Origin of the sequence: Chitinophaga rhizosphaerae (assembly GCF_003958645.1) — a bacterium.
In the GTDB taxonomy this organism is placed as follows: Bacteria; Bacteroidota; Bacteroidia; order Chitinophagales; family Chitinophagaceae; genus Chitinophaga; species Chitinophaga rhizosphaerae.
On the sequence record NZ_RXLO01000002.1, the window covers coordinates 20,700 to 32,695 of the forward strand.

General features: G+C 54.6%; 7 protein-coding genes. 1 reads left to right on the forward strand and 6 read right to left on the reverse strand.

The genetic code is table 11. The annotated features are described in order from the left end of the window. Positions 1–5: 5 nt before the first annotated feature. The 5 genes from EJ361_RS03610 to EJ361_RS03630 form a co-directional block, all read right to left on the reverse strand. Positions 6–1,103 (reverse strand): Fic family protein, encoded by a 1,098-nt coding sequence (locus EJ361_RS03610; protein ID WP_126243999.1) that lies wholly within the window; start codon positions 1,101–1,103, stop codon positions 6–8. A 192-nt stretch (positions 1,104–1,295) separates the two neighbouring features. Then, the gene (locus EJ361_RS03615; protein WP_126244000.1) at positions 1,296–2,846 is read right to left on the reverse strand and encodes a SusD/RagB family nutrient-binding outer membrane lipoprotein; all 1,551 of its coding nucleotides are present in this window, start codon (positions 2,844–2,846) and stop codon (positions 1,296–1,298) included. A gap of 31 nt (positions 2,847–2,877) precedes the next feature. Then, a complete protein-coding gene (locus EJ361_RS03620; RefSeq protein WP_126244001.1) occupies positions 2,878–6,216 on the reverse strand; it encodes a SusC/RagA family TonB-linked outer membrane protein in 3,339 nt (1,112 codons plus the stop codon). Positions 6,217–6,246: 30 nt separating this feature from the next. Then, a complete protein-coding gene (locus tag EJ361_RS03625) occupies positions 6,247–7,197 on the reverse strand; it encodes a FecR family protein (protein ID WP_164714065.1) in 951 nt (316 codons plus the stop codon). Between the two features lie 55 nt (positions 7,198–7,252). Beyond that, complete coding sequence (locus tag EJ361_RS03630; protein ID WP_126244003.1) at positions 7,253–7,843, reverse strand: RNA polymerase sigma factor; 591 nt, start codon at positions 7,841–7,843, stop codon at positions 7,253–7,255. A gap of 330 nt (positions 7,844–8,173) precedes the next feature. On the opposite strand from EJ361_RS03630, the gene EJ361_RS03635 reads away from it, so the two are divergent. Continuing rightward, on the forward strand, positions 8,174–9,073 hold the full coding sequence (locus tag EJ361_RS03635; RefSeq protein ID WP_126244004.1) for a pentapeptide repeat-containing protein: 900 nt from the start codon (positions 8,174–8,176) through the stop codon (positions 9,071–9,073). A gap of 165 nt (positions 9,074–9,238) precedes the next feature. On the opposite strand, the gene EJ361_RS03640 is transcribed toward EJ361_RS03635, so the two are convergent. Then, complete coding sequence (locus tag EJ361_RS03640) at positions 9,239–11,959, reverse strand: hypothetical protein (protein ID WP_126244005.1); 2,721 nt, start codon at positions 11,957–11,959, stop codon at positions 9,239–9,241. Positions 11,960–11,996 lie beyond the last annotated feature (37 nt).

The following is an 11,996-nucleotide window of genomic DNA, read 5'->3' on the forward strand; positions in this document are numbered from 1 at the left end:
TGAATTCAGCAGAACACATAACTCGTACTCCTTCCCCCGGCGGCTTCCTTTTCAAGCAAACCACGCTCCACCAGGTCCTGCAAATCGCGGATTGCAGTATCCTGCGAAACTTTGGTAATCTTTGCCCACTTGCTGGAAGTAACTTTTCCTTCGAACCCATCCAGCATTCTCTGAAGCATTAATCTTTGCCTGTCATTGATGGATTGGGCCCCGGGAAGATCCCAGAATTTCGTTTTCCTTAAGATATCGGCAAGCGTAGTATGCGTTGCTGACAATGCACGACCCAAACATTGCAGGAACCACAGCAGCCATTCCGTTATATCCAACGGGCCCTTTTGGGTTTCTTCCAATACTTTAAAATACGCTTCCCGCTCATTCCGTATTTGGGCGGACATACTGTAAAAACGACGACTGCTCCTGTCTGCACGCGCCAACTGCATATCCATGATAGCGCGAGCTATCCGGCCGTTGCCATCATCGAATGGATGAATGGTGACAAACCAAAGGTGTGCGATGGCAGCTTTCAGGACAGGATCCAGGTTTGTCGTTTCATTAAACCAACGTAAAAATGCATCCATTTCCATTTGCAACCGATCAGCATCGGGCGCCTGAAAATGAACGGTCTCTCTCCCCATCGGGCCAGACACTACCTGCATAGGATCATCCGCAGTATTATCCCTCCACCGTCCGACCACGATCCGATGCATGCCACTCCAACCGGTCGGAAACAATGCAGCATGCCAACCGAACAGACGCTCTTCCGTTAACAAGTCTGCATGGTTTTGCGTTGCATCCAACATCATTTCTACCGCACCATCCACATGCCGATCTGTCGGAACCAAACCCGCAACATGAATTCCCAGACGCCGGGCAATAGATGAACGTACTTGCTGCGGATCCAATATTTCGCCTTCGATCTCGCTGGACTTTAAAACATCCTGCGTCAGATTTTTCAACGTCGCCTCATCCTGATAATTGAACCCAAATCCCTCCATTCTCCCCAATAAAAATCCCTGCTCATGCCTGACATTCGCCAGGATATCGGAAATCACTTCCATATCCCACTTAAAATTCGGCCACTCTTTTCGACGGTAAATAAACATTCTCTGCAGGTTTTACGTCGAATATACCTTTTCTGGCCCATACCACCAACTATCCTACGCTTATTTTGCGTAGAATAAATCATATATTCTACGCATATCACGCATAGAATAATCCAGCCAATCTCCGCACACCCCCAAAAAAAACGCCCGGACCTCTCAGTCCGGGCGCCCCTTATCAAGTCATAAAATTCATCAATCCTTCAAAATCCACATCACCCCGTTGGTGTTGTCGCCACCCGGGAACTGGCGCTTCACGGCGTCGTCCATATTCGCGTTATTATTGGTCAGTTCGTTAGACGGGTACAGCCAACGCACAGGAAATGCGGTGCTGGGCGTGTTCAGGTTCGAGCTGGAATTGAGCTTGAAAACAGGATACCCCGTTCTCCGGTTTTCGTACCAGGCATTATAATTCGCGCCCTGCAGGAACCCGGCGATGTATTTCTGCGTGATGATCTGCTGGAGCTGCTGCGCCGTGGACCCGGCAAGTGCGTTGGCAGCAATGTAACCCTGGATGTAGGCGTTGTCGATTTTCATGTTGTGGTGATAATCGACGTTATCGGGCGTGTAATCTGCCGTAAAGCGCATCGCCTCGCCGATGCCCGCAGCGTAATACGTTTGGGCGGGCGAATTGGCGATCCATCCGCGGAGCGCGGCTTCCGCCAATGCGAACTGCTGATCCCAATACCCGTACACACTAACCGGCTCCGCATTCACCAACTGCACATACCGGTTGTTCAGGTCGGCGTAGTCTTTGGACACACGCTTGTCTTGCAGCACCGGGAAAGGATCGGACGGCTCCGCTCCGGGATAGGCGTCCCAGTCGGAAGGGAGCTTCCCTGCGGCAATCTGCACGGGCGAAGGTTTCGCGAAATAGAAAAGACGGCGGTCGCCGAGGGCTTTGAGCGGATCGAGGAAAGTGGACGTGAGCATCGTATAGTTCGATTTCACGAAAGAGTTCCCCGAACCGGCCGGCACGTCTGACCAGGGATAGTTCTGCCCCTGCGTGTTGTTGTAAGCCAGCGCGAAGTTATCGTTGTAATTGCGCATCAGCGGACGGTTGTTCACGATGTCCTGGAAACGCTGGATCACCCTGAGGTCCGTATCCGCCGTTTTGCGATACAATTGCATGAGCACATGCAATTCGAAACCATTCACCACCCGGCGCCAGTTGTCGACCTTGCCGTTGAAGATAGGATCGCCGTCGAAGTTGGAACCGCGGGACAGCAGCGCGTTTGCGCTATCGAGCTCGCGGAGGATGCCCAGGAAAACGGTTTTCTGGTTGTCGTACTTCGGCTGCACCAACCCGTCAGATTCTCCTTTAATGGCGTCGGTATACGGAATATCGCCCACCTGCATGGTGGTTTGATAAAACTGCCAGGCGCGGATGAACGCCGCCAGGCCGGCATATGAATTCCGTTGTGCCTCGTCCAGCGCAGCGGCCACCATGGGCGACACGTTGCGCAGCACTGCCAGCCGCTCGAAGCTGGCCCGGTTGAGGCGGTTGAACTGGAAGTTTTCCTGGTTCTCGCCCCAGGTGATGTATTTGCCCAACATATAAGGCTGCATAAAACCCTTGGTAGTGGCAATAGTGCTGCGCGTAACGCTGAGGAGCATGCTGGTGGCCAGCATGCCGGAGTTGACCTTATCGGTCTTATCCGGGTTGGTGTTGATTTTCTCGAAGTTGGAACAGCCCGCCAGCACGGTTGCTCCCAATATGATCGTATAAAGTTGCTTTTGTTTCATGTGTCGATGTTTTGATGGATGAATGACCCGGTCAGAAATTTACCCGCAGGTTCATGCCCAGCATCCGCGCCGAGGGCGAATTCAGGTTTTCCGTGTCTACGTCCGGATCGGAGAAGCGGAATTTGGTGAACAGGAACAGGTTCTGCGCGGTTACCGCCACAGAAGCATTACGGATGCCGTAACGATGCAGGAATCCGGAAGGAAGGCGGTAGCCCAAAGACATTTCCCGCACTTTCACGAAAGTTTTCTTCTGCACACCGTAATCGCCGGCCCTGAATTTCTGGGTGTAGTCCTGGTAAGAAACGGCCACGTCGTTCGGTGCGTATTTACGTGTATCGGTGAGGATATTGCCGTAGTTGTCGTACGTCACATCGCCCGACACCACTTTTACGCCCTGGCCCACGTAGTTCGTTTTATTGTTCACCACTTCATCGAACCGCCAGTTGTTATCCGTATCGGGATGGGTGCCGGTATCGAACATCTTGTCGTTAACATAGTTGTACATCACGCCGCCGATTCGCCCGTCCACATTCAGCCCTACGGTGAAATCACCGATACGGAAGGTATTGATGAAACCGAAGCTGAACTTGGGATCGGTGTACCCGTAGTTCATGTCATAATCGCTCAGCACAGGCATCCCGTTATTGTGGACCACGTTGCCGTTAGGATCGCGGAGCCAGTAATTGTCGAGATAAACGTCTTTCCGTTTGCCCGGTGCCGCCCAGGGAGTCTTTTGCGAATACACACTGTCCAGCGACTGGTAATACCTGTGGTTGACGGTGTAGTTGATGGTGGATTGCCATTCGAAATTCGTTCTTTTGATCACGCTGCCAGACACCGTGATCTCGAATCCTTTGCGCAGTTCATTTTCATTGAAATTGACGATGGTGGAAGTAAACCCGGAGGATTGCGGGATCTGGGGATTGAATTTCCGGTTATAGAACAGTTTGTTGAAATAGGCGATATCCACATTAAGGCGGTTGCGCCAAAAATAGGCGGCCGTACCGATTTCCCAGGTCCGGATAGAAGTCGGCAGCACGCTGAGCGGCAGCAGATTGCTGGGATAGTTGGCCGAATTCAGGTTATTCCATGCCTGCGGTGTGGTGGAATACAGCCGGTTGATTTCGTATACCTCCGCCGGCGTCTTATAATTTGCCCACGATCCGCGGATTTTCCACATATCCGTGAACTTCGGCATCCTGAACAGTTCGGACAGCACCACGCTCGAGCCGATGGAAGGATAGAAATAATCGCGGTGCTCTTTCGGTTGCGCCGAGTTCCAGTCGTTACGCCCCGTTGCTTCCACGAAGATTGCATTCTTCCAGCCGAACGCTGCCCGGCCATACAGGCTGTTTACCTGGCGGGCGCCATGCGTCTGCGTAATCGCCGCCGGGCCTACCGATCCTGCGATGGAAAAATAGCGGGGAGACGACAGTCCGTTGCGGGTAGCCGCGGAAACGGTATCGTTCGTATAATAATAGATCGTTCCGCCGGCCATGAGATCGATCGTGAAATCCTTCACTTTCTTTTTATAGGACAGCATGATATCGTCGTTCATGCTCCATCCTTTCGAGGCGATGTTGCGGTAATACCCTTTCGCATCCCAGCCACCGCGGGTGGAGAAGATGTTGGCCGTGGGGTTTTGATAAGTTTCCTGGTTGCTGTAGTTGTCATATCCGATCCGCACCAGCAGGTTCAGGTCTGGTGTGAAGCGGTAATTGGCTGTCAGGCTGGCGTTGACGGTATTCTGCTGGATACCGTTCAGTTTTTCGTTGGCGATGAGGTAAGGGTTATCGTACCAGTTGGTGTACATCCAGTTCTGGGTTTTATTGGGCACTTTCCAGTAATCCTTATACTGGCGGATGTCGTATTCAGGGCCGGTCCACATGGTGAGCTGGTAAATATATCCCTGGTTGCCGTATCCCGATCCCCAAACCTGCGGCGCCATCCTTTTGCTGATGCCGGTATGCGCCTCGAGGGTAAATTTATCGGTCGCTTTCAGTTCGCCGCCCATGGTGAAGTTGAACATGTTGGCGCGGGCGTTGGGGAATTGTCCTTTATTATATATATGATTGAGCGATGCCCGGAAGCTGCCGTTCTGCCCGCTTTGCGACACGCTGATGTTATTATTGGTCACAACGCCCGTTTCCATGAAGTTCTTCAGGTTGTTTTTCCCGATGGAGCGGAGCGGACGGTTGTCTTCGAACTGTTTGGTTTCGGGGTTCCAGTCTGTGGCGGTGTTCCCGATATCGAGCTTGGGTCCCCAAACGTAGTCGTTATCGATTTGTCCGTTTTGTCCGCGGCCGTAGGAGCCCTGCACTTTCGGGATGGCGAGGAATCCGGTTTGCAGCATGGTGTTGCTGTTGATGGAAACGGAGAGCCCTCCGCCGGAGGCTTTCTTCGTGGTAATGAGGATCACGCCGCCAGACGCGCGCGAGCCGTAGAGCGAAGAAGCCGTCGGCCCCTTCAGGACGTCGATGCTTTCGATATCGTCAGACGGTACGTCGCGTAGGGTGAGGTTGCCGTACGGCACGCCGTCTACCACCAGCAGGGCGCCTTCGCCCCGCAGTTCGATGGTCGGTTTGGCGAAGAATTCGGTGGAGTTTTTCACGACGAGGCCAGACACCTGGCCGGTCAGCGACGTGGCCATATCCACGCCCTTCACCGTCTGCAAGGCTTCGCCCTTCACTTTCTGCACGGCGTAGCCGAGGGCTTTTTCCGAGCGCCGGATCCCCAGGGCCGTTACCACCAGCTGGTCCAGCGCGATGGCAGACACATGCAGCACGATGCGTACGTTCTCTTCCGCGCCCACGGTGTATTCCTGCGGATTATACCCCACGAGCGAAAACACGAGCACATCGCCGGCTTTGAGGCCGGCTAAAGTAAACGCGCCGTTGCCATCGGTGATCGTTCCGCGGGAAGCGCCTTTCAACCGCACCACCACACCCGGCATGGGCGCGCCGGTGGAGTCGGCCACGGAGCCGCGGAGGGTGATTTCCCGGGCGGTGAAGCTGCCGGATTGAGCCGCGGCGTTCTGGGCGGGCGTTTCGGCTTTCACCACGTACAGTTTGCCGCCGATTTTCCGGCAAACGAGGCCCAGCGGGGCGATGTAGCGGTTCAGTTCGGCTTCGATGTTGTCTTTCCGGAACCCGGTCTTATCGGGCGAAGCGATTTTCTTTCCTTTAAGTAACGTGGCGTTGTAATTGAACCTGACATCGAACCGGTGTTCCATGTCGTTCATAACGGAAATGAGCGAAACCTGTTCCGGTGTAGCTGTTTCGCGCCCCGGCTGCGCGCTCGTGACGGGGAGATTGCAAAGCAATAGTGCAACCATGATCAGCCCGGAGCTGATGGTTTTGATTCTGTTCATAGCGAGGATGTGTTAGTTTTGGCTGAAACGCTATTGTTTGTTCACATGTAGTCGTCTGTTCCCGATTCTGATTTTGATGGAGAAAGTTTGTTCCAGCGTAAGGATCGATTGTTGCAGGTCGCTGGTAGACAGGTAGCCGGTAAAGACCAGTTTTTCCGTCTCCGGCCCGTCGAACGTCACGGCATAACCGAATTGTGCCTGCAGGTAGCCCATTACTTCTTTCAGCGGGCGCTCGCGGAAAGGCAGCAGTTCGTTTTTCCAGGACGTGTGCATGAGCGTATCCGCCTGTTGGGTAGATACCTGGTGCGCCTTTGCGTCGTACACCGCCATTTCGCCCGGTTGCAGGATCACTGCTTCCCCGCCGTCTCCCACCTTCACCTTACCCGTATTGAGCACCACTTCCGTGGCCTGCTCTCCGGATTTTACGTTGAAAGAAGTACCCAGCACGGTGATATCCAGCTGCTGGCGGGTGTGAACGATAAAGGGTTTGGACGCATGGCCGGCGATGGTGAAGAACGCTTCCCCTTCCAGCCAGGCCTCACGGTTGGCGCCGCCGCGGAACGTGAGGCGGGCGTTGCGGTTGAGGCTGACTTCGGAGCCGTCTTCGAGCCGGATGACCTGTACCGACCGCGTGTTGTTGACATACAACTGGCTATCGGCGGACCGGTCCCACAGCAGCCAGGTACTGAATCCAACAACGGGCAGCAATACGGCAGCGGCTTTCCACCACCCGATCCTACGGACGCGCGCCGGCGCGGCGGGGCGGACTTCATCCAGGATGCGCATCCTGATCTGTTCTCCGGCATCCTCCGGCATTCGCGGCCAGTTCCCGGTTAACGGGAGCTCATCGGCCAGCGGCAGGGCTTCCGGGAGGGGCGCCCCCTCCAGGTAATCCAGCAACTCCTTCCGCTCATCGGGTGTGGAGGTGCCGTCCGCCAGTTTGACGAACAATTGCCTGATCCTTTGCTGTTTGTCCTCCATCACAAGTAATACGATCGAAAAATGGGGAAAGACGATCCCCGTCGAAAAAAAAATTTTAACCCTGCTGCGCGGCATATATCGCGGCGAGCAACACGGCGATGTCCGCATTCCGTAAAAGGTACACCCGGACGAAACGGGACGCCTTCACAAGCTGATCGCGGACGGTGTTGATGGAAATGCCCAGCCTGTCGGCGATTTCCTTATTGCTATATCCGTCTACCTTGCTCATGGTGTAAATCAGCTGGCGCTGGGCAGGCAGGCGGGATACGGCGTTGTGTTTGAGCGTTTCGAGCTGTTTGGAATAGAGCAGATGTTCGGACGAAGCCGTCCCTTCTTCGAACGCATGCATGAAATATTGCCGGAATGCCTGCTGATGCACGGCTTTCTTCAGATAGTCGAGCACAAAGTTCCGGGCGGAACGGAAGAGGTAGGACTTAATGGAGCGGGCGGGGTCCAGGGCTTCGGCGCGCAGCCAGAGATGCATAAACACCTCCTGCACAGCATCCAGCGCCACGTCCTGCGAGCCGCAGAGCTTCAAAACGTAACCATATAGCTGATGACGGTACCGGTCGTACAGCACATTAAAAGCAGCGGCATCACCCAACCGAACCTGGCCGCACAACGCTTCATCTGTTGCTTCCAACATCGCGAATTAGATTTGATACAAAATAAGAAAAACTTTAACAGACTAAAATCGTCTTTCCGCCGGCCGGTTGCTATTTTTTTTATAACTACCTGTAAATAAATCAATTATCTAAAAAACAACTGTCAGTGGTTTTCATTTATCCTTTTGATTATCAGTATTATATCTACCTTTCAATTATAGGCCCGCAATTGCCATTTCATGGAGAAAACTACCGCTGGTTGTTGAAAAACAACGGATAGTGGCGGCTTCACAACCAAATGTGGTGGCATTTATTTGATCCGGAAAAGCGAAGGGATCAATTTTGTGGCGTCACTAAAAACCGACATCGTTATGCTGAATTCCAGAACCATCGGCAACAAAATCGCCGAAGCCCGCAAGAAACTGAATATCTCCCAGGCCCATCTGGCGCAATCCCTGTTTATCAGTTCACAGGCAGTAGGGAAATGGGAGCGCGGAGAATCCATGCCGGATATCGTTACGTTCAACCGCCTCGCGGAAATATTGCAGGTAGACCTGAATTACTTTTCGGATGGCTTCCCGTCCACCGAAAAAACGGAAACGATCTTCACCGCCTTCCCACCCGCTGCGCAAACCGTAGCGCCGCCCGATAAAAAACCGGTCTGGGATATGTCTGGCGGCAGCTGGGTGGACGCCGACTTCTCCGGCCTGAAAAACCTCCACGAAAAATTCAGCGGCTCCAATCTCCAACGTTGCAAATTCATCGGTTCAGACATGCACGGCCTGCTGCTGAAAGGCAATATGATCGATGGTTGTGATTTTTCAGGGTCGGATATGAACGGCAGCCACCTCGAAAAATCGTACGTCACGAACGATAACTTTACCGATTGCTCCCTTCGCGGCGCCAAATTCACCTGGAGCCACTTCAAGGATTGCGATTTTACCGGTTCCGACCTGTCTGGCGCGGAATTCGAACACAGCAGCGTCCACAAAAGCAGCCTGGCGGGCGCCGTTGTACAGGGTACGGTTTTCCGCGAATCGGATTTTTCGGAAGTGATTTTCGAAGGAACGGTGGAAGACGGGTATTTCGACAATTGTGCGTTTTCCAAAGTCACCTTTCAAAACACACGGCTGATCAACACCTTCTTCAAATGCAGCACCCGCAGCCTGAAGCACCTCAAATTCGTCAATTGCCAGGCCGACCGGCTGACGATGGAAATGCTGAAAAGCGGAAAGGCCGATTTGAGCGGGCTTACGTTGATCACTGCTTAAACACGGCAACCGCAAGCCTTTGGGGCCGCTCTTCCTGGGGCGCCCTTTTGGCGTTGGGGCCTATTCCTTCGGCCGCGAACCGGACATCACCTGGTTTGCGAGGATTTTACTTCGCAGCCCTTCATTAACTTTCCCCTATCGGGATTCGGCTTTCATACTGTCGGATTATTCCACATCTTTCGCGTGGTAAGCCCTGGTTGGGGTCACGCGGTATTTTCCTGCACCGGCGGTGAAGTGAACCGTATTGTTACCGGCCACCACATCCATATTGACATCCATTCCACCGCCTTCCTGCCGGATATTCCAGAATCCGGGTTTCAGTCCGGCGAGCACCACCTGCCATTGCGCACCTGCCGGAACCTCCACGGTGAAGGGCTTTTCCGCATCGGCGGCGCCTGCGCTCATGCATACCACCCTGTCCGCCACGGTCAATCGATACATACCGTCTTTCTCCACAAACTGGACGGGCAGCGGCTTCGCACCGCCTTCGGCCATTTGGAAAACGGTGAGGAACCGGTCGCGGGAATGCGGCGCAGCGGGCGACACCATCATGCGGAAAGCACTGGCTTCCGGTTTGGCGGATTTCACTTCGAAGCGGTTACCGAATGTACTGTTGGCACCGGCACCCCCTACCACTTCCAACGTACGGTCTCCCGCGGCGGGAAGAAGCATTTTCACATGGGTTTTGCCTTCGGCGCCGTTCAGCGCGTTGCGCAGCACCCAGGTGTCGCCATCGGTTTGCGGTTGGTGCAGCGTGTTGATCTGCCAGTATTTTTTGAACGAAGGATCGGCCGTGGTCATGTCATCGGTCAGGATGATGACGGCAGGCACGTCTTCGCGGAAAAGATTCAGGAACAGGAACCCGCGGGCGTATTGCGCGATCTTCGATGAATACGCCCCGGTGAGATCGGCTTTGAAATAGCTGAAGGCGGGCTTTTGCGCGGAGGGCCCAAACGCGGCAGACATCACCTTCCCGTTATCGAACCAGGGATCGGTAGTGGTTTCTTCCGGCGATTGCGGGAACCGCTGGTTGAAGCGCGCGCCGCCGTCCTGCAGTTTGGTGCGGAAGCGGAGTTTTTCCTGCGGGTCCATGGCCAGCATCATGCTATGCGCGATCGATCTTTTATTAAAATTGAAATCGTACGGCGTTCCGTAAGAAAGGTACAAACCGATATCGCCCACCTGGATGCCGTGATGATAAATCTGGAGCGCACCGGCGTCGGCATGCTGGTGATTGGCGAAATGGTAACCCCCACCTTTGATTTCCGCGATCACATCCTTGCTTCCGGGTTGGTTGTTCCAACCCGTCCGCGCCACCACGCCACCGAGCACTTTCCCGAAATCCTTCGTCAGCGGGAGTTTCGTCAAATCATGGTCCGCTTTCAATGCAGGATCGTTCACCAGCAGGAACAAGACCGGGTTGTCCGGCAAACCGCCCTGCCGCTGGAACTCCGCCTTCAGCAGGGGATCGTTGGCGTAGGCATAGCCGAGCAACATGGCCATGGGTTGCTTCCAGTACAGGGGCGCGCTGCCGCCGCCTTTCACGGAAAACATATCGCCGTCGCGGAGCATGTAGCCGTCGGGCAGGCGCATGTAGAGCCAATAGTAAGGGAGATGCTTGATATTGTCGTCGAACACGGGGTGGCCGGTCATCCGGTAAAACAGCCAAACGGCATGCATTTCCCACATGAGGCGGTATGCGCCGTAATCCACGCCCTGGTTATGGCGCGGCGATCCGTACTCGAATTTGCGCATGGGCACCAGCTCTTCGAGCACGGTGTAGGCCGTGTATTTATAAGGAAGGGGATCTTCGTCGTACAGCGCGATGGACATCGCCAGCAGGTCGCGGCTGATCTGGGCTTCGTTGCCATGGCCGTTGATGATGCTGTCCATGAACGGCGGCCATCCGATTTCCATGTCGCGCGCGAGGCGGAGCATGTGGAAGCGGAGGTTTTGCAGTTCGGATTTGCTTAACAGGTCGAAGCACCAGTCGTACACCAGTGCGGTCACGTAAATAGAACGGCCGATCTCGCGGGTGATGTCGCCATAGGTCACGTTCCCGAATTCGAGGACAGACAGGTAATCCTGCATGAGCTTCGCGGCTTCACGGCCCACGGCCTTATCGCCGGTCATAAGGTAATAGAAAGCTTTCGTTTCCACTGCTTTCTCCACATCTTCCCGGTAAAAAATCTCTTCCTGCGGATCGAATTTGAACGGGAAGGGAGCAATGGCGGTGGCGCGGACTTTTTCCCACGCGGCTTTATTTTCGCCCTGGTCGAGACGCGCTTTGATGACGGGCAGCTGTTGCGCCGTTGTCCAGATGCGCGGATGACCGGCGGGCGGTGTGATGCGGGGCTCGTAGCGTTGCGCTTTTTCGGGGATGGCGGGATCGTTGGCGTTCTTCCATTCGATCCAGGCCAGGCGCATCCCGCCGGGCAGCCAGATTTTTACGGATTGTTCCCCGGCTTCCATCTCGAATTTCCCGGAAACCTGGTGGTTGCCGTGGTAGGCGTCGAACAAAATGCGTTTGGTGGGCCTGTGCTCGCCGATCTGTATTTTGACGTGGGCGGCTGTTGCCGGCGAGCCTTCCTGTTCGGGCACGGCGAAGGTCGACAGTTCGTACCACCCTTTCGCCGGGATTTTTACGGTGAAGGTGAGGGTTGCCGGGCCGGAGGGGTCTGCCTTCACGCCGTTCTTTAATCCCACCACCTTTCCGTTTTCGCGGGCATTCACTACCACGGCCGATTTCCCGTTCAGCTTCGCCTGGCGGGCGAACTGCCGTTTCACATACTTATCCCCCACTACCGCCGGGTACTGCTGGGCAAAAACGTTCACTGAAACGAAGCTCAGCAAGGCCCAGATCAGCCAGCCGGAATTCACTTTCATATTCATAATCTATTCCATCTCATGATCGTTGATAAAA

Excerpts from the sequence above, each read along its gene's own strand:
- EJ361_RS03625 (WP_164714065.1), bottom strand. The coding sequence starts at position 7,197 with ATGGAGGACAAACAGCAAAGGATCAGGCAATTGTTCGTCAAACTGGCG.
- EJ361_RS03620 (WP_126244001.1), bottom strand. The coding sequence starts at position 6,216 with ATGAACAGAATCAAAACCATCAGCTCCGGGCTGATCATGGTTGCACTA.
- EJ361_RS03615 (WP_126244000.1), bottom strand. The coding sequence starts at position 2,846 with ATGAAACAAAAGCAACTTTATACGATCATATTGGGAGCAACCGTGCTG.
- EJ361_RS03640 (WP_126244005.1), bottom strand. The coding sequence starts at position 11,959 with ATGAAAGTGAATTCCGGCTGGCTGATCTGGGCCTTGCTGAGCTTCGTT.
- EJ361_RS03635 (WP_126244004.1), top strand. The coding sequence starts at position 8,174 with ATGCTGAATTCCAGAACCATCGGCAACAAAATCGCCGAAGCCCGCAAG.
- EJ361_RS03610 (WP_126243999.1), bottom strand. The coding sequence starts at position 1,103 with ATGTTTATTTACCGTCGAAAAGAGTGGCCGAATTTTAAGTGGGATATG.
- EJ361_RS03630 (WP_126244003.1), bottom strand. The coding sequence starts at position 7,843 with ATGTTGGAAGCAACAGATGAAGCGTTGTGCGGCCAGGTTCGGTTGGGT.